Raw genomic sequence first — 23,646 nt, 5'->3', positions numbered from 1 at the left:
GGGATCGTCAACGGTCTCGCGAACGCCTGTAGGTATCAAGGACCGAGTTTGCGATGGCGATATCCTGAACCGCGACGCCGGTGAGATCGGCAATGGTGATATCACCGGGATGGATCCGCCCCGCGGCCCTGCCACCCAGAACAGCTCCAAGTTCGGCGCAGGTGTCGGCGGAAATGTCTCCAGCCCGGAACGCGGTGGAAAATTCGCCATGGTCGAGAGATTGCGCAGCGCTGTCGCAGATGCGGCGGCTGGCCCGGGCCACCAGATCTGTCTCCAGTTCCTGCTTGCCGGGCGCATCAGCGCCGATTGCGGTAATGTGGGTGCCGGGCTGTATCCAGGCGTTGCGGATCAACGGCTCGCGTGAGGGCGTGGTCGTGATGATGATCTCGGCGCCACGGCAAAGGCGTTCCAGGTCGGAAGAGACGAGCACATCAATACCCTCGGCCTTGAGAGCATTCGCCGTTGCCCGCGCCTTGTCTTCCGAGCGTCCCCAGATCGTGAAGGAAAACGGCGTTCCCGGCATTGCCCGCTGCAGGCAGCGGGCCTGCCAGCGGGCCTGAATGCCGGTTCCGACGATTGCCACCCGCCGCGCATCCGGACGGCACAGCGCCCGGGTGGCGATGGCGCCGCCAAGGCCGGTGCGCAGGTCGGTCAGAAAACCTTCATCGAGCAGGATCGCTTCGAGAACGCCGGTTTCGGCGGACAGGACCAGCATCACCCCATTCGACGTCGGCAGGCCGATGGCCGGATTGCCGTAGAACCCGGCCGCGACCTTGACGACGAAGGACGGATCGCTGGCGATATGTCCATATTTGATATGGCAATCGCCATCCTTGTCGGGAAATGCGAGATAGCCGACCGGCGGCATCACGGCCCGGCCCTCGGACGCGGCTATATAACCTGCTTCGACGGCGGCAAGCGCATGGTCGAGATCGATCAAGGCTTCGATTTCCGGGCGGGAGAGAATGATCATTCGTCCGCCGACCGTTCCTGACTGAGATACTTGTAGACCGTTGCGCGGCCCATGCCGAGGATGCGGGAGATGTAGGCGGCTGAGTTTTTGCCGCCGAACGCGCCGTCGGCAGAAAGGTCCTTCACCACCTGCTGTTTCTGCTCGCGGGTGAGATCGGCGATGATCAGGCCGCGTGATCCTGTCCAGTTCTGGATGTATTCGTTGATGCGCTCATGCCAGTCCTCCTTGAACAGGCTGGCCGGCTTGGCATGATCGACGGGGATCGAGGCAAAGGCGCTCAATGTCTGCATCACCGCATGAAAATGCGAGACGTCGGCATTGATGCACATCACGGCTATCGGCCGCTCGCTGCTATCGCGCAGGATGATGCTGATCGACTTGATCCGGCGACCGTCCCAGTTGACCTTTTCATAGGGGCCGAGAAGACGCTCGGTTGGACGGAAATCGATCTCGTGCAGCAACGAAGGCTCGCCGATTTCGCGCTTTGAGAAATTGCCAGCAATATGCACCGCCGTCTCGGTTTCGAGATCGTGCAGCACGACCTCGACAAACGGCTGGAACAGCTGGGCTACACCATCGCAGACGGCCGCGTAAGAGGCGAGTTCGGGCTTCATCCCATCAGCCCCGCATGAAGTCCGCAAGGCGCTCGAGGCCTGCCTCCAGATGATGTTTCTGCGCGCCGATACCGATGCGGACATAGCCGTCGAGGCCGTAGACGTCGCCGGGCACCAGCATGACGCTCTTCTGCTCCCGCACCCGATCGACCAGCACCGAGGAGTTGATGTCCCTGTTGTAGCGGACAAATGCCATGCCGCCGGCGCGTGGGGGCAGGTAGGAAAACAGGTTGTTGTGCGCTTCGATCCAGGAGGTGAGCAGCGCCCGGTTCTCCCGCAGCAGATGGCGGCTGCGGGCCAGAATTTCGGCGCGCTTGGCGGGCTGCAGCACGATATTGGCGATATGTTCGCTGAGCGCCCCGGTGGTGATCGAGGTGTAGTCCTTGCGCTGCCAGGTGCCGTAGATTTCCTTGGCCGGACCGGTCAGCCAGCCAAGCCGCAAGCCCGGAAGCGCCATTGCCTTGGATAGGCCGGCGGTGACCACAGCCTTCTCGTAGAGGTCGGCGAAGCTGACGGTTTCTTCGGTGTCGAGTTCCGAGCCCTTGTAGATCTCGTCGGCATGCAGGTAGACGCCGTGTTCGCGGGCGATATCGACAAGCGCGTCCATCGTCTGGCGCGGCAACAGGCTGCCGGTCGGGTTGTTGGGATTGCACAGGCTGATCATCCTGGTTTTCGATGTCACGGCGGCGCGGACCTCGTCGAGATCCGGCAACCATCCCAGCTCCTCGCGCAGGACGATTTCCTTGACGGTGACACCGAGTGCCTTGGCCCAGCCGCGGATCTGCAGATAGTTCGGCACGAACAGCACCAGCTCGTCGCCGGGCTCCAAAAGGGTCATGACCAGAATGAAATTCGCTTCCGCCGAGCCATTGGTGACCATGACGTTGTCGCGGTCGCGACCCTTGTAGAGCCGGGCGATGGTGTCGCGCAATTCGACGCCGCCATTGGTCCAGCCGTAGCCGAGTTCGACCTCATGCAGGCCGAGCAGCTGGTCTGGCGTTAGCAGTTCCTTCAGCGAATAGGGATGGACGCCGACCAGATTCTCGTAGAGCGACTGGATCCGTTCGAGCGTGAATTCCTCGATCTGCATGACTGGGCTTCTCCGTGATGGCTTTACAGCTGTGTATCACGAAGAACATGGACTATAAAGTACATAATAGAAAATTTGTCTACATCACCTCACGTGGGCTTTGTAGCCCGGATCGCATAACGATGTTGCGTCCCGCGGGCGAGCCCTTTGAGGATGTTCCAGTGCTTTGCCTGGGTGCGGTGGATCTCGCCCAGGTTGGTATCGATGACGATGTTTTCAAACCCGGCTCTGGCCAGCATGGCGGCCACGGCTTCGGCCCGTGCGCCTTGCGAGAAATAGACCCTGGAAATGATGCTGCGATGGGTCTCCATCATGCCGGGCGGAGCATGCAGTGGATCACTCTTCAGAAGACCGCAGCGCTGCCCCCAGCCGGCGGCTTTCATCAGCATCCGTTCGAACAGGGTCGTGTTGACGAAATCGCCGTCGATCACCAGCAATGTCCCGCCGGGTTTTAGCACCCGCAACCATTCGGTAAAGGCGTTGGCCGGATCGACCAGCGTCCAGACCAGATGCCGGTTGATGATCGCGTCAAAGTGATCGTCCGGCTCCATGGTGTTCTCCGCGTCGCCGATGCGGAAAGTAATGTTGCGGGAGCGGATTTTCGCCTTGTTGCGGGCGCGCTCCAGCATCGGTTCGGCCCAATCGAGGCCGGTCACCTTGAAGCCGAGATCGTCCATCAGGTGCGAAACGACGCCCGTGCCGCTGGCAAGATCCAGGGCGGCGCGGCCTTTGCCCTCGCCAAGGTGTTTTACGATCAGCCGATGCCAGGCGGCACGTTCTTCCTCGGAAAAAATCTCGTGTCCCGGCGATTGATCGAAGGTTTCGGCGCGCACCGACCAATAGGCCTTGATCTCGTCGCGCAGGTCATAGTTCGAGAGACGGGGCGTGTCGGTCATATTGGCCTACCTTGGATGAAGTATGAGCGAATGCTTTCTGGAAAGCTTCTAAAAGATAAAACTTGACTGTCAATATCATGATAACTACGAAACGCGCAGTTCCCCGATGGAGTAGATAACGATGGGTATGTTTGGCAAGGCGGCCTTGGTCGCCGTGGGTTTCTGCGCGCTTTTTTCCAGCACGGTGCTGGCCGGTGAAAAGGTTGTCATCAAGGACATAACCGGCCGTGATGTCGAGGTCAGCGTCCCCGTCGAGAATGTCATTCTCGGTGAAGGCCGCCAGATCTATTTCGTCGCCGCTCTGGATCGGGAAGCGCCGTTCAAGCGCGTCGTCGGCTGGCGGGACGACCTGTCCAAGGCTGACCCGGAAAGCTATGATGCCTACCTCGCCAAATACCCTGAAATGGCAAAGCTGCCGACATTCGGCGGCATGAAGGATGGCACGTTCGATATCGAGCAGGCTGTTTCACTGAAGCCCGATGTCATCATCATGAACCTCGATGCGAAAACCTCGACCGAAGAGGCCGGCTATATCGAAAAGCTGGGCAAGGTCGGCATCCCGCTCGTCTATATCGACTTCCGCGAAAAGCCGATGGAAAACACCGAAGCCAGCATGCGGATCATGGGCAAGCTGCTCGGCCAGGAAACGAAGGCCGAGGACTTCATCAAGTTCCGCGCCGACAGCATCGCCAAGGTAACCGACGTGCTGGCCAAGACCGACCTGGTCCGCCCGGTCGTCTTCGTCGAGCGCGCCGGCGGCTATTCCGACGATTGCTGCATGTCGTTCGGCAACGAGAATTTCGGCAAGATGGTCGAAATCGCCGGCGGCACGAATATGGCCAAGGACATTATCCCGGGCACGTTCGGCGCGGTCAATCCGGAACAGATCATCGCCTCCAATCCCGATCAGGTCATCATCACCGGCGGCAATTGGCAGGGTTATGTTCCCGGTGGCAACTGGGTCGGCGTCGGCTATGGTGCCGATCTGAGCGAGGCGCATCGCAAGCTCGAGAACCTGACCAAGCGTCCGGCATTCACCGGTATCAAAGCGGTCAAGGACGGCAATGTGCACGCCATCTGGCACCAGTTCTACAACAACCCGTACCAGTTCGTAGCGATCCAGGAGATTGCCAAGTGGCTGCATCCGGAACTGTTCAAGGACCTCGATCCGGAAGCCACATTCAAGGAACTGCATGCACGCTTCCTGCCGCTGGACTACAAGCCCGGCTATTTCGTCTCCCTGAAGGACGAATAACCGATGGCCGTCGCTGCCGAACAGCTCGAAACGACAACAGGGCGCGCGCAATACCGCGCCCTGGCTTTGCGCCGGATCGTGCTGATCTGCGGCATGGTCGCAGCTCTCTTCCTCAGCATGTCGATCGACATGGCGCTGGGGCCGGCCAATTACACCCTGAAAGAGGTGCTGACGTCGTTGTTTTATGCTGACTCGGTCAGCGATCAGTTGCGTGTCGTCATCTGGGATATCCGCATGCCCATCGCGCTGATGGCGGTCACCGTCGGCGCATCGCTCTCCGTCGCGGGCGCGCAGATGCAAACTATTCTCGCCAATCCACTGGCGAGCCCCTTTACCCTCGGGATTTCCGCTGCCGCCGGATTTGGCGCAGCACTTGGCCTCGTCGGCGGCGTGGCGCTGTTTCCGGCCGCCGTGCAGTTCATGATCCCGATCAATGCCTTCCTGATGGCGATGGCCGCGGCGCTGTTCATCCACTTCGCTTCCACCATGCGCGGCGTGACTGTCGAAACCATCGTGCTGCTCGGCATTGCGCTGGTCTTTACCTTCAATGCGCTGCTGTCGCTGCTTGAATATCTGGCGTCTGAACAGGCGCTGGCCGCCGTCGTCTTCTGGACCATGGGCAGCCTCACCAAAGCGACGTGGCCGAAGGTCTGGATCACCGGTGCGGTGCTCCTGTTCGCGTTGCCGCTGTTTGCCCGCCAGGCCTGGGCGTTGACCGCTTTGCGGCTCGGCGAAGACAAGGCCGCAAGCCTTGGCATCAATGTGCGCGGTCTGCGGCTGCAGACGATGATGACGGTCAGCCTGCTGGCTGCCATCCCGGTTTCCTTCGTCGGCACCATCGGGTTCGTCGGCCTGGTCGGCCCGCATATCGCCCGCATGCTGGTCGGCGAAGACCAGCGGTTCTTCCTGCCCGCGTCCGTGCTTTGCGGGGCGTTGCTTCTGTCGGCAACGTCCGTCGTGTCGAAGACGCTCATTCCCGGTGCCATCCTGCCGATCGGGGTCATTACCGCGCTGGTCGGCGTACCGTTCTTCTTCATCCTGATCTTCACCAATCGGAGGCGGGCATGGTAGGTCTGGCACTCAAGGGCGTCGGCGCCAAATACGGCAAGCACGTCGTGCTATCGAACGTCGATACCGATGTCCTCAACGGCGGTGTCATGACCGCCGTGATCGGCCCGAATGCAGCGGGCAAATCCACCTTGTTCAAGCGTATCGCTGGACTCGCTTCTGGTCCGGGGACAGTGGTCCTGTCCGATACGCTGAAAGGCCCGGAAACCATCTGCTACATGCCGCAGGATACCGGCGCCAATGCCGTTCTGACGGTCTACGAATCCGTACTTTTGGCTAGCAAGCAAGGTTCGAGCTGGAAGGTGCGCGATAGCGAACTTCTGGAAATCGACCGTATCCTGCAGGCCCTGCGGATCGACGACCTTGCGTTTCGCGGTCTCGGCGAACTGTCCGGCGGCCAGCGGCAACTCGTTTCCATCGCGCAGGCTCTTGTCCGCAAGCCGGAAATCCTCCTGATGGATGAACCGACCTCGGCGCTGGATCTTTTCCGGCAGATCGAAGTGCTGGGGTTCATGCGATCGCTGGCGGCAAAATCCGGCATGTCGGTGCTGATCGCCCTGCACGATCTCAATCATGCGCTGCGCTATTGCGACAATACTATCGTCATCGCCAACGGTGCGATGGTGGCGAGCGGCCCCACCGGCGATGTCATCACCGGAACGATGTTGCGCGATATCTACCGGGTCGAGGCGCGGGTCGAGACGTGCTCTCACGGCAAGCCCGTCGTCATCGTCGATCACTCCATCCTCTGACCGGTTCAATTTTCAACGCCTGCATCGCGGGACGATTGCGAATTCTAGAATCGGGTGTTATGAGAGACGCCTATCGAGAAAGGAGGGCTGCGCAATGATTACATTTTTCCGGCACCATCGCCAGCGTGGCCCCGTCAACGCCCTGCAAATGCGTTTGCAGGGCTGACCAAAGTCCGTTTCTCTTAAAAACCGCCTTCTGGTCTGCCCTTCGTGGCCCTGTAGCGCCGAGCCTATGGTTCGAGCGCCTGCGTTTTTCTACCCGCCGCGCGCATCGCATCGATGATGGCTTGAGAGCCCTCGATGGATGTCTGTGCGGCAAGACCAGAGACTGATCATGACCCTTATCAATATCCGCAATCTCGGCATCGTGCTGGGCAACCCGCTGTTTTGCAAACTCAACCTCGTCGTCAATGCTGGCGACCGCATCGGCCTCGTTGCCGCTAATGGCCGCGGAAAGTCGACACTGTTTCGCTGCATTTCCGGCATGCTCGAGGCCAACGAGGGAGAGATCACCAAATCGCGCGGCCTGACGGTCGGCTATGTTGAACAGAACGTCCCGTCTCGCCTGTTCGATCTGCCCTTCTATGCGGCCGTTCTGGACGCGCTATCGGCTGATCAGCAGGAAAGCGAGAGCTGGCGTGTCGATGTGGTGCTGGAGGAACTCGATGTGCCGGAGGCCCTTCGGCAGAGGCCTTTGAACCAGTTGAGTGGCGGATGGCAGCGTATTGCCATGCTCGCCCGCGTCTGGGTGGCCGAGCCTGATGTCCTAATGCTCGACGAGCCGACCAACCATCTCGACCTCGGCAAGATCGCCATGCTCGAAGCCTGGCTGAATGCGCTGCCGCGCGACGTGCCGGTCATCATCGCCAGTCATGACAGGGCCTTCCTCGACACTGTGACGAACCGGACGCTCTTTCTTCGCGCCGAGCAATCGCAGATCTTTCCGCTGCCCTACACACGGGCGCGGGTTGCGCTGGACGAGGCTGACGCTGCCGATGCGCGCCGCTATCAACGCGATATCAAGGTCGCCGATCAATTGCGCAAGCAGGCGGCCAAACTCAACAATATCGGCATCAATTCCGGCAGCGATCTGCTGGTGGTCAAGACCAAGCAGCTCAAGCAGCGGGCGGACAAGCTCGAGGATGCCGCCAAGCCCGCGCATCTGGAGCGCTCAGCCGGGGCGATCAGGCTCGCCAATCGCGGCACGCATGCCAAGGTGCTGATCACGCTGGAGGATGCGCCGGTTCAGACGCCGGATGGCACCGTGCTGTTCAGGACCGGCAAGCAGTTCGTCTGCCAGGGCGACCGGATCGTTCTGCTCGGCGCCAACGGCGCCGGAAAGACCCGCCTTGTTTCGATGTTGCGCAAGGCAATCGAACAGCCTGATGTGGCGCAGGAGGGCATCAAGGCGACGCCGTCGCTGGTGCTCGGCTATGGCGATCAGGCGCTGGCCGACCTGCGCGACAGCGACACGCCGATGGGAACGGTCATCCGCCGTTTTGATATCGGCGACCAGCGGGCGCGGGCGCTTTTGGCCGGAGCCGGCATGTCCGTCGAGCTTCAGGGCCGGCCAATAAGCCAGCTGTCCGGTGGCCAGAAGGCACGGCTCGGCATGCTGATCCTGCGGCTGACCAATCCCAATTTCTACCTGCTCGACGAACCGACCAACCATCTGGATATCGACGGTCAGGAAGCGCTGGAAGGGGAACTGATGGCGCATCAGGCGAGCTGCCTGTTCGTCTCGCACGACCGCAGCTTTGTTCGCGCGGTCGGTAACCGGTTCTGGCTGATCGACAAGAAGAAGCTGATCGAGGTCGACAGTCCGGAAGGCTTCTTCGCCGAAGCGGCCAAGCAGAACTAGGTGGGTGTGGGCAGCCGGGAAACCGGCTGCCCGCACGATACGGGAAGGGCTGCCGCCGTTTTGGCCGTTGCGCTTTGCGTGTGATTTTTCTATAGCCGGGGAGCGGGATGGTGCGCGCCTATCCCGATCCGATCTGTCCGCGTGTCCGGTTCCCCGATGTCCCATCCTCAAAAGCCAGTGCCGGACGGCCGTTTTCGCATCTTCGCACCCATCCTGGCCGGCGCCACGTTGCGCGAGCGGCTTATCGCCTGCATCGGTGCGCTGATCGGTATCGGTTTGACCGGCCTGATCAGCAGTTATCTGCTCGGGCAGGGGCCGCATCTGCCGTTGATCGTGGCGCCGATGGGCGCTTCGGCCGTTCTGTTGTTTGCTGTACCGGCAAGCCCCTTGGCGCAGCCATGGTCGATCATCGGCGGCAATACGATTTCGGCGCTGGTGGGTATCCTGACTGCCTCCGTGATTCATGATCCGGTGATTGCTTCCGGTGTAGGCGTATCGCTCGCCATCGCTGCGATGTCATTGACACGCTGCCTTCATCCGCCTGGTGGCGCGGCAGCGCTGACCGCCGTGCTCGGCGGGCCGGTCGTTGCCGGTTGGGGGCTGTTGTTTCCGTTCGTGCCGGTCGGCCTCAATTCCTGCATTCTTGTGGCGCTGGGCTTGCTGTTTCATAAGCTCGGCCGGCGCAACTACCCGCATGTTGCTGCCATCGCTGCAGTCAACACGCACCAGACTGCAGATTTGCCCGCGTCGCTGCGTGTCGGCTTCCGCGAGGAAGATCTCGACGCAGCCCTTGCCGCGTTCGACGAAACCTTTGACATCGACCGGGGTGATCTCAGCCGCCTGCTGCAGCAGGTCGAACTTCAGGCAACCATCCGCGCGCATGGTGATATCAGTTGTGCGGATATCATGTCGCGCGACGTCATTTCGATTGGCGCACAGGCCAACCCAGCCGAGGCGCGCGAGCTTCTCTTGAAGCACAATATCCGGACGTTGCCGGTGAAGGACGAGAACGGCCGTCTGGCCGGGACCGTTGGTTTGCGTGAACTCTCAAGAGGAGATGATCACGTCGGCAATATCCTGTCGAAAGCTGCGACCGCATCGGAAAGTGATCTGGCATTTTCATTGTTGCCGGTCCTGACCGACGGGCATGCTCACGCCGTCATCGTGATCGACAGCGAGCAGCGCATTGTCGGCCTGATCTCCCAGACCGATCTTTTGAGCGCGGCAGCACGCGCCTTACCGGCCAGCCGCGCCACGATTTGAGGTCTGGCTCTGATCGCAAGGGCGGCGCCGGGTGATGCCAGCCCTTAGGTCCGTTTTCAAAGACCGGCGATTTTCATTAGATCTTCGCGTGCGCCGGGAGCCGTCGCCAGTACGGGCGAACCCTTGGTCAGCTGTTCTCCTTCAACAGGGAAGGGATGATACCAACCGCCGGCTTCCTTGACGAGGCAATAGCCGGCCAGGCAATCCCAGGCATGCATGTAGGGCTCGTAGTATCCAACCAGCCGCCCAGCCGCGACATAGGCGAGCATCAGCGCACCAGAACCGTTGCGGATGAAGTTGCCGCCGGCCGTCAGAAGATCCTCGACCATTTTGGCGACAAAGGCCGGTGTCACGTAGTTGTTGGCGCCGATGCCGGTGACGGCGTTGCGGATGGTTCGGGACGGGTCAAGGGTCAGCACCCGTCCATTGAGCGTCGCGCCCTTGCCGGCGGCCCCGGCATAGAGTTCATCGTGGCAGGGCGCGTAGATGACGCCGATCACCGGTTCGTTGTTATGCAAAACGGCGATCGAGACGCACCAGTTCGGCATGCCGTTGACGAAAGGGCTGGTGCCGTCGATCGGATCGACCACCCAGGTATAGCCGGAATCGCCACGGGCAAGACCATATTCCTCACCCAGAAATCCGTCGTTCGCATGGACTTCCGCGACGCGAGCGCGAATGAGGTTCTCCACCTCGCGGTCGGCAATGGAGACGACGTCCTGCGGGTCGCGCTTGGTTTCAATCACCAGCGTTTCGCGTCTGTTGTAATAGTCGAGCGCGACGGCGCCCGCTTCCCTGGCGATGGCCTGTGCCAGGGCAAAACGGACGTCCAGCCCGGAGATCTGCGATGTCATGAAGTTGGTCCTTTTGCGATATGCTTGCGGCTCAGCCGTTGATGATGGCGATGCCGCGTCCCTTGAAACCGATGGCGACCTCGGTTGCCGGCGCAAGTGCGCGCTCGACGGCCGGATCGACAACGAAAAGTCTGCCTGTGCTCGTCTCTACCTCGTATTCGACATGGTCGCCAAGATAGGCAGCATGGGTGATCTGGCCCGGATAGGCGGCCCCGGATGCCGGCTCCAGGGTGATTGAATTCGGCCGCACGGCAAGCTTTGCCGGTCCCGGTTTCGCGTTGCGGCTCGGAACCCGATGTTCCAGTCCGGCGATGCGGATCGTCGCGTCAGCGCCATCCACACTGATGACGTCGCAGGCAACCACATTGGCCTCGCCCATGAAGTCGGCAATGAAGGCCGAAGCCGGTGCCTCGTAGAGATCGCGAGGCGAACCTTCCTGTGCAATCACGCCGTCCTTCATGATGACGATGCGGTCGGAGACGGCCAGCGCCTCGTCCTGGTCATGGGTGACGTATACTGCGGTAAAGCCGAGGCGCTGCTGCAATTCGCGAATTTCGGTGCGCACCTGACGGCGTAGCCGGGCGTCGAGATTGGACAACGGTTCGTCGAGCAAAAGCACCTGCGGTTCCAGCACAAGCGCGCGGGCAACGGCGACGCGCTGTTGCTGGCCGCCGGACAGTTCGGCCGGAAGCCGCCCGCCCATGCCGGCGAGGCCGACGAGCTTCAGGCCTTCTTCTGCTTTCTCGCGCGCTTCTTTCTTCTTCAGCCCGGAGGACTCCAGGCCATAGGCGACATTGTCGAGCGAACTCATATGCGGAAACAGCGCATATGACTGGAACACCATCGAGACATCGCGCTCATTGGCTGGCAGCATGGTCACGTCCTTGCCGCCGATCAAGATCTTGCCGGAGCTCGGATGTTCAAGCCCCGCCAGCATGCGCAGCGTCGTGGTCTTGCCGCAGCCCGACGGGCCAAGCAGCGTCACCAACTGGCCGGGCTCGATGGTCAGGGACAGGTCGTGGATCGCGGTAAAGGCGCCAAACTGCTTCTTGATGTTCTGAAAGACGACCGAGCCGGAGCGGGGAGTGATCATGCGGTTTTCTCCTGACCGAGGGTGAGGGAAGGGGATGCGGTAACGCCGGCGACGCGATTTTCGCGCCGCAACCGGCGTTCACCGACGAGAAGCTGGAAGCCGGCGATGACGACGATCATCACGACGATCAGCATCGAGGAATAGGCGATCGCCACGCCATACTCGCCGTTTTCGACGAGGCCGACGATATAGGAGGTCGCCATGTTGTATTCGGCGCTGACGAGGAAGATGACGGCGCTGATCGAGGTGATGGCTCGCACGAAGGAATAGACCAGCGCTGCGGTGATCGCCGGGCGCAGCAGCGGCAGGATGACCTTGCGGATCGTCCGGAAGCTGGTGGCGCGCAGGGTCAGCGACGCCTCGTCGAGGCTTTTGTCGAGCTGGCTCATCGCCGCCACGCCGCCGCGCACGCCGACCGGCATGTTGCGGAAGACGAAGCAGGCAATCAGGATCAGTGCCGTGCCGGTCATTTCCAGCGGCGGCAGGTTGAAGGCCATGATGTAGCTGATGCCGATGACCGTGCCGGGGATGGCAAAGCTCATCATCAGGGCGAATTCGAAGACGTTACGGCCGGCGAACTTCTGGCGGACGATAAGGTAGGCCGTCAGCAGGCCGACAGCGGCGGTCAGAGGTGCCGAAATCAGCGCGATCTCGATCGTCGTCCAGAACGAGTTCCAGGCCACGCCGGTCCAGGCCAACGCGCCATCGCGCATTTCGACGGAGAAGGCGCGGGCGTAGTGGTCAAGCGTCAGCGAGTTGTCCAGACCCCAGGTCTTCACGAAGCCGCCGAACAGGATCATGCCATAGATCACGATGGTGAAGATCATCCACGGAATGACCATGGCATGCACGGCAATGGAAACCGGGCGTGGAAGGGCGATGTGAGCACCGCTGTCGCCCTTGCCGGTAACGGTGGCAAAGTTCTTGCCCGACAGCCAATAGCGCTGCGCAAGAAACGCCGTCAGCGTGAAGCAGAGCAGGATGATGGCAAGCACGGCGGCGCGTGACGGATCGTTTTGCGAGCCGACAACGGCAAAGAAGATTTCGGTCGACAGTACGCCATGGCTGCCGCCGAGCACCAGCGGATTGCCGAAATCGGCCATGCTCTCGATGAAGCCGATCAGGAAGGCGTTGGCGATGCCCGGTTTCATCAAGGGCAGCGACACGCGCCAGAATGTACGCCAGCGGTCGGCGCGAAGCGTTTGCGATGCTTCTTCCATTGACGGGCTGACGCCTTCGACGACGCCGATGAGCACGAGGAAGGAAATGGGCGTAAACGACAGGACCTGGGCGATCCAGATACCGGTGAGGCCATAGAGCCAGCGGCCGGGCTCGATGCCGAACAGGCTGGACATCCACTCGGTGATGACACCGGCGCGGCCGAACAGCAGCGTCAGCGCAAGACCGATGACGAAGGGCGGGGTGATGATCGGCAGGACCGTCAGGAGCCGCAGGCCCTTCTTGAAGGGAAAGCGCGTGCGGGTGGCGACCAGCGCAAAGGCAAGACCCATGATGGTCGAGCCGCCGGCTGTCATCAGGGCCAGCCACAGAGTACGCCACGCGACGCCGCAGCGTTCGCCACCGACCACGCAGCCGAGGCTCCAGATCGAATTGTCCTGAATGTTGCGGGTAAAGCCGTCCGGATTGAACGAACCGTCGATATCCTGGAAGGCGCCGACCAGCATGCTTCCGACGGGGTAGAACACGAAGATCGCAACGAGGAAAACCAGCATGGCGATGGAGGCGACAACGAAGGCATCGCCCTTCATGACGCCGCGTTCTGCAAGGCCGAAGGAGAAAATGAGCACGAAGGCGACGGCCGAGAGTACGGCGCCGGCTCCCATCGAAGGCTGTCCGTCGGCAAGCGCGCCGAACAACGTTTCGGTGATCGTCCAGGTCCAGCCGGAAAAGCCGATCGCCAGCCCCTGAAGCGTCAGGAAAAGAACGCCGGCGGCACCGGCTGCAGCAAGGACCGCGCCTCGCTGCATCGGATCGCGCAGGAACCGCGCGGCGACGGCAGTGGCCATGATCAGTGCCGGAATGGTCAGCCACCAGCGGCCGTACTCAAGAATCTGCAGGATGCCGGGTGCGACGGAGGCCTCGGACGGGAAACCGGAGAACCAGCCAAATCCGAGAAAGCCGCCCTCGATCCTGTACCATGGAACGAGAATGAACGCGGCGATCCCCAATGCGAGGACGATATCCAGTCTGCGGTTGCGATGGTCCATGACGATCCCCGCGCCTTTTCATGATGTCAAATGTGGAGTGATGAGTGGCCGGAGACCGCACCGCAATCTGTGGAGGGTCAGTGCGGTCCCCGGACCTGGAGAAACCTTGGGTCAGGCCGCAGCAACAGCCACGGCCCGGCCGGTTCTCTCTTAGTTGGCGTTGGCGCTGATCTCGCGATCCCAGCGCTCAAGCAGTTCCTTGCGCTTGGCAGGATCGCCATAGGTCTTGAAGTCGTAGTCGATCAGCTTGATGTCCTCGAAGCGTGGCGCTTCCTTCGGGATTTCGGCCGTCTTGTTGGACGGCAGCTGGAAGGACTTCGCATCCTTCATGCGCGACTGCACATCCGGCTGGAGCGCCCAATCGTACCATGTCTTGGCATTGTCGAGGTTTTTCGCGCCCTTGACGATCGACATCGAGCCGATCTCGTAACCGGTGCCTTCGCACGGAGCGACCGACTTGACCGGAAAACCTTCGGCCGTCTGGGCAACCGCATCGTGCATGAAGACGATGCCGATCGCTGTTTCGCCGCGCGCTGCAGCCTTTACCGGGGCAGAGCCGGATTTGGTGTATTGCGAGATGTTGGCGTTGAGCTTCTTCAGGTAGTCGTAGGCCTGGTCTTCGCCCATGATCTGGACGAGCGAGGCAAGCGCCGTATAGGCGGTGCCGGACGAGTTGGGGTTGGCGATCTGGATTTCACCCTTGAAGGCAGGATCGAGAAGGTCGGCCCAGCACTTCGGTTCCTTGAAGCCCTTGGTCTTGAAAATCTCGGTATTATAGCCCCAGCCGAGCGCACCAGCATAGACGCCGACCGTCTTGTAGCCGGAGCTTTCCGCCTGTTTCTTGGCCCAATCCTGCAACTGGTCGAGCATCGGCGACTTGTATTCCTGCGTCAGGTTTTCAGATGCTGCCTGCAGGTGCGGATCGCCTGTGCCGGCCCACCAGATATCGGTCTTCGGGTTGCGCGCTTCGGCACGGATCTTGGCATAGGTCTCGCCGGATGACAGGCGCACCATGTTGACCTTGATGTCACCATGCGCCTTCTCGAAGTCGCCCTTCATCTGCTCGCAGATGACCACGTCAGCCGAGCAGATCAGGTTGAGATCGCCGGCGGCCTGGGCCGAAAAGGCGGACAGTGTCGTTCCGGCGGCAAATGCAGCGACGGCAATATATCGTGAACCCATGAAACTTCCTCCTGTTGAAACAGCGCCTCCACGCCGATCGCTTTTGCAAGCGTGTGCAAATGCTGCATGAGATGAAAACGGCTGTCAAACAAAATCTTCATAAAACTGTCACATTTCGATCAATCGAATGCTTGCACGCAATTGCAAAATTGTGCAGATTATCCATCAAGGGTGGAGTGCGCCGGTGTCGCAGAAATTGTTCGTCAGTGCTCAGGAAGTGGCGGAAAAAGCAGGCGTTTCGCGCTCTGCGGTTTCCCGCACGTTTACGTCCGGCGCCAGCGTTTCGCCGAAAACGCGGCAAAAGGTCCTCGATGCCGCTGACGCGCTCGGCTACCATGTCAACCATCTCGCCCGCGGCCTGATGCGCAACGAAAGCGGAATCGTCTGCCTGATCGTTTCGGAGATCGGCACGCCCTACCGCTCGGCCCTGTTGCGCTCCCTGACGCAGCAGTTGCAGAATTCCGGCAAGGTCGCGATGCTGATCAACACCGACCGCTCGGATGGCAGCGCCGACCTGGCGCTCCGGCAAGCTATTCGCTACCGCGCCGATGCCTCAATCATCCTGTCCGGCTTGCCGGACAAGTCGATCACCGATCTCTGTCTGAAGAATGGCCAGCGGCTGGTGCTGATCAATCGCGATGACGACAGGGAAGGTCCGCTGAAGATCAATCTCGACGATGCGGACGCGGCGGCGCGTATCGCCACGGCATTCGTGCGAGCCGGCTGCCGCAAGCTGGCCTTTGCCAATTCGCAGGCGGGCACCCCGAGCCTGATGGCCCGTGAGCACGGCTTCGTTGCCGCTGCCAAGGCTATGGGTCTCGATGTGATGGTCGAGCGGTTTGGCCATACCGGGTACGAAAGCGGCCGGGCTGTCGCCCAGCAGCTTCTGACCCGCAAGGAGCGCCCTGACGCGGTGTTCTGTGCCACGGATCTGCTCGCCTGCGGCTTTATGGATGCCGCACGGCACCAGTTTTCAATGTCTGTGCCGGATCAGATCTGCGTGGCGGGTTTTGATGATATCGAACAGGCGTCCTGGTCATCCTATGGGCTGACCACATTCGCGCAGCCAGTGGATATGACGGCGCGCGAGGCCGTGTCCTGGCTGGTATCGGAGACGGCGGAATCCGAGAACCATACGGTGCGCCTGCATGCCGATCTGGTGTGGCGAACCTCCATCCGGGGCGGTTGAGTCCCATGGGCAGTGCGCTGAAAAAAACATCGAAAAAATCGGCGACATTTCTATCTGAACTGGCACCTTTTACCGGCACGCTGTTCAAGGAGAGAATGCGCGAGCAGTTTGCCGCCCTTTGCTACCGTATCGGCGGAGACGGCGGCATGTTCGAGGTGCTGTTGGTTACCAGCCGCGAAAGCGGCCGCTGGATTATTCCGAAGGGCTGGCCGATGGCTGGCAAGAAGCCACATGAGGTTGCTGCGATCGAAGCCTTCGAAGAGGCCGGCGTGCGCGGCAAGGCGAAGAAAAAGCCGTTCGGATATTTCACCTATCTGAAAATGTTCGACAATGGCCAACGCGCGCCCTGCTGTGTTCAGGTCCATCTGCTCGATGTCAGCGAAAGCTGTGATGTGTTTCGCGAGAAGGGTCAGCGGCTCAGCGAATGGGTGTCCTGCGTCGAGGCGGCCCGGCGTGTTCGCGAGCCGGAGCTGAAGGGGCTTTTGCTATCGATGCAACGGGCTGTCACCGTAAAGCCATCCCGAATACGAGCTAAGTCTGAATTAATCCGCGGTATTCACTCTCGCGATCACGCATGACCGCGATGATTTCAGTGAATTCCTGCAACTGCGCCTAGCCAAACCGCTCCATGGCGAAATCCGCGGGGGCAACGTTATAGGCAGGCGTGGCCGTCGGGTTCAGACGGCTGGTTTTCGATAATGCCATGCTGCTGTTGTTGACCATTGTCAGGGTCAATAGCAGAGCGGCGCCCAAAACGAACCCAAACGCGAGATAGGAAAATTTTGCGAGCATGTTAGAAACTCCTGTTTGCTCAGCGATTGCAATGCTGCACGGTGAGAAAAGTTCCTGCCAGGAATGCAAAAAACAATCTTACGCCTTTTCCCGCGTTCTTCGAAGTGGGCATGTGCAATTTCCTGCAAGCGGCCTGCCGCTTAACGCGGATCTGGACTATGCGGCCAGTGCATGGGTGGCCTGAAGATTTGGCGCTGTTCCTCCATAATCGGGAGGCTTATATACAGCTCATCAAAACGACAACGGCGCCGCTGAATGGCTGCCGGGCCCGGAAAGCCCTAGAAAGGGGATCATCATGAACGTAGCACGCTCTTTCAACAATTGGCGCAAGTACCGTCAGACGGTCACCGAACTGGGCCGTATGACCTCCCGCGAACTGCGCGATCTTGGCATTGACCGTGCCGACATCGAAAGCATCGCCCGCGCCTCAGTTGCTCGTTAATACCTGACATACCGCCTCCAGCGAAGCTTACAGAAACGCCCGTTGCCTTGCAGCGGGCGTTTTTGCGTTTCGCGTTATCGACGAAGGGACGGTGGGCCGCGCTCATCTGAAAGTTGACAAACGGCGCTCCGATTTGTCATTCGCGTTCACACATGGTTGTGCCAATCTGCCTGCAATCTGATTCCGGGGGGCAAGAGATTGGAACATGCTTTCTTGCGGCGGGCGGCATTGTCGCGGCCCGATGTGAATGCCGAGGATGCCGCGAGCCTTTTTGCCGTGCACTATGGTCTGTCGGGGCCGATCGCCGAACTCGGCAGCCAGCAGGACCGCAATTATCGCATTGACGCGGCAAACGGCCGTTTCGTCCTGAAAATCTGCCGTGCCGACTATGCGACTATCGAGCTTGAAGCGCAGAACGCCGCATTGCGCCATATCGCCGGCAAGGCCGCCGCACCCCGCGTGCCGAAAGTGTTTGCTGGCGGCAATGGCGCCGACATCGTGTTCGTCACGGTGCGCGGTGAGGATTATCAGATCCGCCTGCTTGACTATATCGAGGGCCAACCCCTGACGCGGCGCAAACATCTGCCGGAGGTGACGGTTGCGGCACTCGGCGCCCTGGGCGGCAGGTTGGCGCTGGCACTTGCAGATTTTACGCATCCGGGCCTGTCGCGGGATTTGCAGTGGGATCTGCGAAACGCCGAACCCGCCGTCAACCATCTCCTGTCAGCGGTGAAGGATGCGGATCGCAGGCAGCGTATCAGCCGGGCGATGGATGCAGCCATGCGCCGGCTTGACGGCCTGAAGTCTGAATTGAGGCAGCAGGCGATCCACCATGACGTCACTGACGATAATGTCGTCTGCCTGCCCAATGATAGTGGCCAGTTGATGCCGGATGGCGTGATCGACTTCGGCGATGTCATCAATGGCTGGATTGCCGCAGATCTCGCGGTCACTTGTGCCTCACTTTTGCATCATGCCGATGGTGACCCTTTCATGATCCTGCCTGCGGTCAAGGCGTTCCACGAGGTCTTTCCGCTCAATCAAGCGGAACTGCGCGCGCTTTGGCCCTTGATCGTCGCACGCGCCGCCGTTCTGGTGGCAAGCAGCGAGCAGCAACTCGCGCTCGACCCGGACAATGGCTATGTCAGCGGCAATATCGACCATGAACGTCAGATATTCGAGGTCGCTGTCTCTGTGCCTTCAGCCCTCATGGAAATCGCCATCCTGCAAGCTGTCGGCCAAATGGGCGATCCGGGCGCTGCAATCGGCGGCGAGCGGCTATTGCCGGAGCTCGACTTATCTAAAATCACAGTGATCGCACTGGATACGCAAAGCGATCTGCTCGATGGCGTTGCGTGGCCGCAGTCCGGGCTCAAGAACCAGCTGCTTTCGGCAGCGTGTCGGGACAATGCTTTTGTCTCGACCCGTTACGGCGAATACCGTCTGACCCAGACCGTGCTGCGTTCACCGCAGCCTGGGCAAACATATGCTTTGCATGTCGATCTGCTTTTGCCCGCAGGCACCAGCATGTCTGCGCCTTTCGGCGGCATTCTGAAATCCATCGATGATGGCCTGATATTGCTGGGGCGGGATGCAGCGCTGCATCTTTCCGGCGTCAAAGCCGTGCCAGGCCCGGACGATTTCATCCATCCAGGTCAGCCGCTTGGCCTTGTCGCCGGAACATCCGGTGAAAACGGAGTGCTGCGCGTCCAGCTCTGCAGCGAAAAGGATATCGTGCCACCGCCGTTCGTTTCGCCCGGTCAGGCTGCAGCATGGACGGTTTTATGCCCATCACCGGCAAAGCTCCTCGGATTCGACTGCGACGCGCCAGCGCCCCAGAGTGCATCGCTTCTAACCCGCCGCCAGAGCCATTTTGCCAGGCCGCAGAAGAATTATTACGAGGCCCCACCGCAGATCGAACGCGGCTTGCGCGAACATATGGTCGATGTCGAAGGCCGCGCCTATCTCGACATGGTCAACAACGTCACGATCCTTGGCCACGGTCACCCGCGTCTCGCCGATGCCGTGCACCGGCAGTGGCAGCGGCTGAACACTAATTCCCGTTTCCACTATGCAGCCGTCGCGGAATTTTCCGAACGGCTGGCCGATCTTGCGCCGGAGGGATTGGATACGGTGTTTCTGGTCAATAGCGGCTCGGAAGCCAACGATCTGGCGCTCCGGCTCGCCTGGGCAGCCAGCGGCGCGCGCAATATGCTGTGCCTGCTGGAAGGCTATCACGGTTGGTCGGTTGCCAGCGATGCGGTCTCCACCTCGATTGCGGACAATCCGCAGGCGCTGACCACCCGGCCGGACTGGGTGCACCCGGTGATGTCGCCCAATACCTATCGCGGCCCGTTTCGCGGGGACGGATCGACCGCCGCCTATATCGACGCCGTCATGCCGGCGCTGGAAAAACTGGACCGGGACAGCAAGGGGCTGGCCGGGTTCATCTGCGAATGCGTCTATGGCAATGCCGGCGGCATTCCCCTCCCTCCAGGTTATCTCACGGAGATCTACGCGATGGTCCGGGCGCGCGGCGGTGTCTGTATCGCCGATGAAGTCCAGGTCGGTTACGGCCGTCTCGGTCATCACTTCTGGGGTTTTGAAGAGCAGGGCGTGATCCCCGATATCATCACCGTCGCCAAGGGCATGGGCAACGGCCACCCGCTCGGCGCCGTGATCACCACCAAGGCGATCGCCGATGCGCTGGAGAAGGAGGGTTATTTCTTCTCGTCTGCAGGCGGTAGCCCGGTGAGTTCGGTCGTCGGCATGACAGTGCTCGACATCATGCGCGACGAGAAGCTGCAGGAGAACGCCCGTCGTGTTGGCGATCACTTGAAGCGGCGTCTGGAGGCACTGGGCCAGCGGTTCCCGATTGTCGGCGCCGTGCACGGGATGGGCCTCTATCTCGGGTTGGAGTTCGTGCGCGACCGCGAGACGCTGTCGCCCGCGACCGGCGAAACAGCCGCGATCTGCGACCGGCTGCTGCAACTCGGCGTCATCATGCAGCCGACCGGCGATCATCTCAACGTCTTGAAGATCAAGCCGCCGCTTTGCCTGTCGCGCGCGAGTGCCGATTTCTTCGCCGACATGCTGGAGCGTGTGCTGTCGGACGGATGGTGAGGAAATATTCCTACCCCTGTTGAATTGCGTGGCCGGATCGGCTTAGCTCGCGGCACATTCTTTGTGGCAAGCAGTGAGTAGCATCATGACGCAGACCGCCGATATCATCATCCTCAATGCTCGTGTTCTGACGCTGGATGAGGATAGGCCGCGCGCCGAAGCGGTGGCGTTGGCCGCCGGCCATATCCTGGCCGTTGGCACAGAAGCGCAGATGGAGCCGTTTCGAGGCGCTGCCACACAGGTGATCGATGCCGCAGGCGGCACGGTGCTACCGGGTTTCTCCGAAAATCACATGCACCTGTTTTCAGGCGCTGCCGAGCTCGATCATCTCCAGCTGGCCGGCGTCAGCGGACTGGCGGCGCTGAGCGAAGCCGTGCGGGCCTATGCTGCGACGCGCACTGCAGAAAAGGTGTTGTTCGCCCAAGGCACCGACTACACAATCCTTGGCGACACCGAACGGCTGACGCGCCATCATCTCGATGCGATCCTTGCGCACCAGCCGTTGGTTCTGTTTGCGCCCGATCATCACACCGCTTGGGCCAATACCAGGGCGCTTGAACTGGTCGGCATGCTGCATGGTGCCGAACTGGGGCCGGGCAACGAGGTGGTCGTCGGCGCGGATGGCCTGGCGACCGGGGAATTGCGCGAGATGGAAGCGTTCAGCCCCTTGCAGGCGGTCGGCGGATTTGACCGCTATCGCCTCGGCCTGTCGACCGGCGGCGAGCCCGATCCCTATCCGAACGAGGCGGAATGGGCGCAGGATATCGCCGTGATGCGGCGCGGCCTCGACTATTGCTCCCGGCACGGTATTACCACCATCCAGAACATGGACGGCAATCTCTACCAGCTGCAGCTGCTGGCGGCGATCGAGAAGCAGGACGGCAGCCTGCCGTGCCGGGTGATCATCCCCTTCCATTTCAAGAATTTCATGTCGATCGACATGCTCGAAAAAGCGTCCGAACTGGCCCAGCGGTACGATAGCGACTGGCTCTCATCCGGCGTCGTCAAGGTGTTCTACGACGGCGTACTCGACAGCTGGACTGCGGTGATGGTCGAGCCTTACGCCGACAAACCCGGCGATTGCGGCGAGGGGCTCTTCACGCCTGAAACGTTCCGGGAGGTTGCCGTTGAAGCGGACCGGCGCGGCTTGCAGATTGCTGTTCATGCGATTGGCGATGGCGCGGTGCGGGCGGTGCTCGACGGCTATGCGGCCGCGCGCGCGCAGAATGGCACTCGAGACAGCCGCCACCGCATCGAGCATATCGAGGTGGTGCATCCCGATGACATCGCCCGGTTTGCCGAACTCGGTGTCATCGCCTCGATGCAGCCGCCACATCCGCCGGGTTGCGCCGGTGTGCCGCTAGAGCCGACCGTATCGCGCATCGGCCGGGATCGCTGGCCGCTCAGCTATGCCTGGCGTACGCTCAAGGATGCCGGTGCGCATATCTGCTTTGCCTCCGACTGGCCGGTATCGCCGATCGATCCGATCATCGGGATCGAGGCGGCCGTCACGCGGGAACGCTGGGCAGAGAGTGATCCGGATCAATCCTTCTCGCTGATGGAAGCGCTCAATGCCTATTGTGTCGAAGGCGCCTACGCGGAGTTCAAAGAAGATCGCAAGGGCAGGATTAAGGAAGGGTATCTTGCCGATATCGTCGTGTTGAACGGCGATATCGAGGATGTGGCTCCCAGCGAGTTGCAGATGATTAAGCCCACCACCACAATTTGTGGCGGACGGATCAGTTTCTCGACCCGGTAATATTTTGATCAAAATATTAAGAATCCAGTTGTCAACGCGAAGCCGCTGTGGTCACCTAGCGCAAAGCCGAAAAGGCGGGAACAGCTTCATGCAACGGGTAGTGGGCCGCATATGGCGGAATTGAACGCGGTCGAAATCCGCCAGGTTTCTAAGATATTCGGCTTTGGCGAGTTTGCGTTCGCCGCCGTCGACAACACATCGGTATCGATCCGCCAGAACGAGTTCTTCACGCTTCTGGGACCCTCCGGTTGCGGCAAGACCACGCTGCTGCGGCTGATTGCCGGGTTCGAATATCCGACATCCGGCGAAATCCTGTTGAACGGCGAGAACATCGCCGCCATGCCTCCTTTCAAGCGGCCGATCAATACGGTTTTCCAAAGCTATGCCCTGTTTCCGCATATGACGGTGGCGGAAAATATCGGCTTCGGCCTCACCATGCTCGGCAAGCCGAAGCAGGAAATCAAGAGCCGCGTCGATGCCATGCTGAAGCTGGTGCGCATGGAAGCGCTTGCCGGACGGCGTACGAGCCAGATTTCCGGCGGCCAACAGCAGCGTGTCGCGCTGGCGCGTGCCCTTGCGCCCCAGCCGAAGGTACTGCTTCTCGACGAACCGCTGTCGGCGCTCGATTACAAGCTGCGCAAGGACATGCAGATCGAGTTGAAGCGGCTGCAGGCAGAAACCGGCATCACCTTCATTTTCGTCACCCATGACCAGGAAGAAGCGCTGACCATGTCGGATCGCATCGCCGTGATGTCGTCGGGCAAGATCCTGCAGGTCGGCAATCCGAGAGAGATTTATGATGCGCCGGCGGATCGCTTCGTTGCCGACTTCATCGGCGAGACCAATTTTTTGAAAGGCCGGATTGGCTCGGTCGTGAACGGCGTTGCGGATGTCGACACTTCGGTCGCTGGCCGCATTTCGGCAACGGTGCCACAGGATTTCCATGCCGAGGGCGAAGTGACCGTGGTTCTACGGCCGGAGCATGCAACGCTCTGCCCGCCCGATCAGCCGGCCGCGTGCCAGATGAACGGCACGCTTGAAAATGTCGTCTATTTCGGCACGGATACGCACTACCACGTCCGCCTATCCGACGGCGAGACGGTGTTTACGTTGCGAGAGCAGAACAAGCCCCTGCAGGCCGCCCGGTTTTCCGCAGGTGACAGGGTTGGCATCGCGCTTGAAGCCAACGCTGCCAGGGTCTTGAGGAACTGA

The 23,646-nt window shown here is 60.8% G+C and carries 20 protein-coding genes; 11 read left to right on the top strand and 9 right to left on the bottom strand.

What is annotated here, in order from left to right; all coding sequences use genetic code 11:
• Positions 1-7: 7 nt before the first annotated feature.
• The 4 genes from ACSQ3J_RS21335 to ACSQ3J_RS21320 form a co-directional block, all read right to left on the bottom strand.
• Complete coding sequence (locus ACSQ3J_RS21335) at positions 8-973, bottom strand: ornithine cyclodeaminase family protein (RefSeq protein ID WP_060506910.1); 966 nt, start codon at positions 971-973, stop codon at positions 8-10.
• Positions 970-1,587, bottom strand: a complete 618-nt coding sequence (locus ACSQ3J_RS21330) for a helix-turn-helix transcriptional regulator (protein ID WP_060506909.1) — start codon at positions 1,585-1,587, stop codon at positions 970-972. The genes ACSQ3J_RS21335 and ACSQ3J_RS21330 overlap by 4 nt, the downstream gene beginning before the upstream one ends.
• Before the next feature lie 4 nt (positions 1,588-1,591).
• Positions 1,592-2,677 carry an aminotransferase class I/II-fold pyridoxal phosphate-dependent enzyme gene (locus tag ACSQ3J_RS21325; protein ID WP_436040121.1) on the bottom strand — a complete coding sequence of 362 codons (1,086 nt, stop codon included), beginning with the start codon at positions 2,675-2,677 and terminating at the stop codon, positions 1,592-1,594.
• An 89-nt stretch (positions 2,678-2,766) separates the two neighbouring features.
• Entirely contained in the window at positions 2,767-3,573 is an 807-nt protein-coding gene (locus ACSQ3J_RS21320) for a class I SAM-dependent methyltransferase (RefSeq protein WP_060506907.1), read from the bottom strand.
• A 121-nt stretch (positions 3,574-3,694) separates the two neighbouring features.
• Between ACSQ3J_RS21320 and ACSQ3J_RS21315 the strand changes: the two genes are divergently transcribed.
• From ACSQ3J_RS21315 to ACSQ3J_RS21295, 5 genes are all read left to right on the top strand, one after another.
• Complete coding sequence (locus ACSQ3J_RS21315; protein WP_060506906.1) at positions 3,695-4,828, top strand: ABC transporter substrate-binding protein; 1,134 nt, start codon at positions 3,695-3,697, stop codon at positions 4,826-4,828.
• A 3-nt stretch (positions 4,829-4,831) separates the two neighbouring features.
• Positions 4,832-5,899 (top strand): FecCD family ABC transporter permease, encoded by a 1,068-nt coding sequence (locus tag ACSQ3J_RS21310; RefSeq protein ID WP_060506905.1) that lies wholly within the window; start codon positions 4,832-4,834, stop codon positions 5,897-5,899.
• Positions 5,893-6,648 (top strand): ABC transporter ATP-binding protein, encoded by a 756-nt coding sequence (locus tag ACSQ3J_RS21305; RefSeq protein ID WP_060506904.1) that lies wholly within the window; start codon positions 5,893-5,895, stop codon positions 6,646-6,648. The genes ACSQ3J_RS21310 and ACSQ3J_RS21305 overlap by 7 nt, the downstream gene beginning before the upstream one ends.
• Positions 6,649-6,982: 334 nt before the next feature.
• Positions 6,983-8,509 carry an ABC-F family ATP-binding cassette domain-containing protein gene (locus ACSQ3J_RS21300; RefSeq protein WP_436040119.1) on the top strand — a complete coding sequence of 509 codons (1,527 nt, stop codon included), beginning with the start codon at positions 6,983-6,985 and terminating at the stop codon, positions 8,507-8,509.
• 156 nt (positions 8,510-8,665) lie between these two features.
• A complete protein-coding gene (locus ACSQ3J_RS21295; protein WP_060506903.1) occupies positions 8,666-9,772 on the top strand; it encodes an HPP family protein in 1,107 nt (368 codons plus the stop codon).
• A 56-nt stretch (positions 9,773-9,828) separates the two neighbouring features.
• Here the strand turns inward: ACSQ3J_RS21295 and ACSQ3J_RS21290 are convergent, their stop codons facing one another.
• From ACSQ3J_RS21290 to ACSQ3J_RS21275, 4 genes are all read right to left on the bottom strand, one after another.
• On the bottom strand, positions 9,829-10,626 hold the full coding sequence (locus ACSQ3J_RS21290; RefSeq protein WP_436040117.1) for an inositol monophosphatase family protein: 798 nt from the start codon (positions 10,624-10,626) through the stop codon (positions 9,829-9,831).
• A 31-nt stretch (positions 10,627-10,657) separates the two neighbouring features.
• The gene (locus ACSQ3J_RS21285) at positions 10,658-11,719 is read right to left on the bottom strand and encodes an ABC transporter ATP-binding protein (protein WP_060506901.1); all 1,062 of its coding nucleotides are present in this window, start codon (positions 11,717-11,719) and stop codon (positions 10,658-10,660) included.
• Positions 11,716-13,947 carry an ABC transporter permease gene (locus ACSQ3J_RS21280; protein ID WP_436040115.1) on the bottom strand — a complete coding sequence of 744 codons (2,232 nt, stop codon included), beginning with the start codon at positions 13,945-13,947 and terminating at the stop codon, positions 11,716-11,718. Before ACSQ3J_RS21280 ends, ACSQ3J_RS21285 begins: the two co-directional genes overlap by 4 nt.
• Positions 13,948-14,097: 150 nt before the next feature.
• Complete coding sequence (locus ACSQ3J_RS21275) at positions 14,098-15,129, bottom strand: ABC transporter substrate-binding protein (RefSeq protein WP_060506899.1); 1,032 nt, start codon at positions 15,127-15,129, stop codon at positions 14,098-14,100.
• Positions 15,130-15,313: 184 nt separating this feature from the next.
• Between ACSQ3J_RS21275 and ACSQ3J_RS21270 the strand changes: the two genes are divergently transcribed.
• Together ACSQ3J_RS21270 and ACSQ3J_RS21265 are read left to right on the top strand one after the other, a co-directional pair.
• Positions 15,314-16,318 carry a LacI family DNA-binding transcriptional regulator gene (locus tag ACSQ3J_RS21270; protein WP_060507030.1) on the top strand — a complete coding sequence of 335 codons (1,005 nt, stop codon included), beginning with the start codon at positions 15,314-15,316 and terminating at the stop codon, positions 16,316-16,318.
• Positions 16,315-16,896: an NUDIX hydrolase gene (locus ACSQ3J_RS21265; RefSeq protein WP_436040114.1), complete on the top strand. Its 582-nt coding sequence runs from the start codon at positions 16,315-16,317 to the stop codon at positions 16,894-16,896. The genes ACSQ3J_RS21270 and ACSQ3J_RS21265 overlap by 4 nt, the downstream gene beginning before the upstream one ends.
• A 34-nt stretch (positions 16,897-16,930) precedes the next feature.
• Here the strand turns inward: ACSQ3J_RS21265 and ACSQ3J_RS21260 are convergent, their stop codons facing one another.
• A complete protein-coding gene (locus tag ACSQ3J_RS21260) occupies positions 16,931-17,110 on the bottom strand; it encodes a hypothetical protein (RefSeq protein ID WP_060506897.1) in 180 nt (59 codons plus the stop codon).
• A gap of 295 nt (positions 17,111-17,405) precedes the next feature.
• Here ACSQ3J_RS21260 and ACSQ3J_RS21255 point away from each other — a divergent pair, with 295 nt between their 5' ends.
• The 4 genes from ACSQ3J_RS21255 to ACSQ3J_RS21240 all read left to right on the top strand — a co-directional run bounded on the left by ACSQ3J_RS21255 (position 17,406) and on the right by ACSQ3J_RS21240 (position 23,646).
• Complete coding sequence (locus ACSQ3J_RS21255) at positions 17,406-17,552, top strand: DUF1127 domain-containing protein (protein ID WP_082512336.1); 147 nt, start codon at positions 17,406-17,408, stop codon at positions 17,550-17,552.
• 198 nt (positions 17,553-17,750) lie between these two features.
• Positions 17,751-20,675 carry an aminotransferase gene (locus ACSQ3J_RS21250; protein WP_436040113.1) on the top strand — a complete coding sequence of 975 codons (2,925 nt, stop codon included), beginning with the start codon at positions 17,751-17,753 and terminating at the stop codon, positions 20,673-20,675.
• Between the two features lie 85 nt (positions 20,676-20,760).
• Positions 20,761-22,434: an amidohydrolase gene (locus ACSQ3J_RS21245; RefSeq protein ID WP_436040112.1), complete on the top strand. Its 1,674-nt coding sequence runs from the start codon at positions 20,761-20,763 to the stop codon at positions 22,432-22,434.
• Positions 22,435-22,545: 111 nt separating this feature from the next.
• On the top strand, positions 22,546-23,646 hold the full coding sequence (locus tag ACSQ3J_RS21240; protein ID WP_060506894.1) for an ABC transporter ATP-binding protein: 1,101 nt from the start codon (positions 22,546-22,548) through the stop codon (positions 23,644-23,646).

Source organism: Rhizobium sp. LjRoot98, from assembly GCF_964252935.1.
Lineage (GTDB): Bacteria > Pseudomonadota > Alphaproteobacteria > Rhizobiales > Rhizobiaceae > Pararhizobium.
Note: the sequence above shows the minus strand (reverse complement) of the source record. Positions and strands in the feature narration are given on the sequence as shown.

Bases quoted from the DNA above. Each gene is read 5' to 3' on its own strand.
- ACSQ3J_RS21335 (WP_060506910.1), bottom strand. From the start codon at position 973: ATGATCATTCTCTCCCGCCCGGAAATCGAAGCCTTGATCGATCTCGAC.
- ACSQ3J_RS21330 (WP_060506909.1), bottom strand. From the start codon at position 1,587: ATGAAGCCCGAACTCGCCTCTTACGCGGCCGTCTGCGATGGTGTAGCC.
- ACSQ3J_RS21325 (WP_436040121.1), bottom strand. From the start codon at position 2,677: ATGCAGATCGAGGAATTCACGCTCGAACGGATCCAGTCGCTCTACGAG.
- ACSQ3J_RS21320 (WP_060506907.1), bottom strand. From the start codon at position 3,573: ATGACCGACACGCCCCGTCTCTCGAACTATGACCTGCGCGACGAGATC.
- ACSQ3J_RS21315 (WP_060506906.1), top strand. From the start codon at position 3,695: ATGGGTATGTTTGGCAAGGCGGCCTTGGTCGCCGTGGGTTTCTGCGCG.
- ACSQ3J_RS21310 (WP_060506905.1), top strand. From the start codon at position 4,832: ATGGCCGTCGCTGCCGAACAGCTCGAAACGACAACAGGGCGCGCGCAA.
- ACSQ3J_RS21305 (WP_060506904.1), top strand. From the start codon at position 5,893: ATGGTAGGTCTGGCACTCAAGGGCGTCGGCGCCAAATACGGCAAGCAC.
- ACSQ3J_RS21300 (WP_436040119.1), top strand. From the start codon at position 6,983: ATGACCCTTATCAATATCCGCAATCTCGGCATCGTGCTGGGCAACCCG.
- ACSQ3J_RS21295 (WP_060506903.1), top strand. From the start codon at position 8,666: ATGTCCCATCCTCAAAAGCCAGTGCCGGACGGCCGTTTTCGCATCTTC.
- ACSQ3J_RS21290 (WP_436040117.1), bottom strand. From the start codon at position 10,626: ATGACATCGCAGATCTCCGGGCTGGACGTCCGTTTTGCCCTGGCACAG.
- ACSQ3J_RS21285 (WP_060506901.1), bottom strand. From the start codon at position 11,719: ATGATCACTCCCCGCTCCGGCTCGGTCGTCTTTCAGAACATCAAGAAG.
- ACSQ3J_RS21280 (WP_436040115.1), bottom strand. From the start codon at position 13,947: ATGGACCATCGCAACCGCAGACTGGATATCGTCCTCGCATTGGGGATC.
- ACSQ3J_RS21275 (WP_060506899.1), bottom strand. From the start codon at position 15,129: ATGGGTTCACGATATATTGCCGTCGCTGCATTTGCCGCCGGAACGACA.
- ACSQ3J_RS21260 (WP_060506897.1), bottom strand. From the start codon at position 17,110: ATGCTCGCAAAATTTTCCTATCTCGCGTTTGGGTTCGTTTTGGGCGCC.
- ACSQ3J_RS21255 (WP_082512336.1), top strand. From the start codon at position 17,406: ATGAACGTAGCACGCTCTTTCAACAATTGGCGCAAGTACCGTCAGACG.
- ACSQ3J_RS21245 (WP_436040112.1), top strand. From the start codon at position 20,761: ATGACGCAGACCGCCGATATCATCATCCTCAATGCTCGTGTTCTGACG.
- ACSQ3J_RS21240 (WP_060506894.1), top strand. From the start codon at position 22,546: ATGGCGGAATTGAACGCGGTCGAAATCCGCCAGGTTTCTAAGATATTC.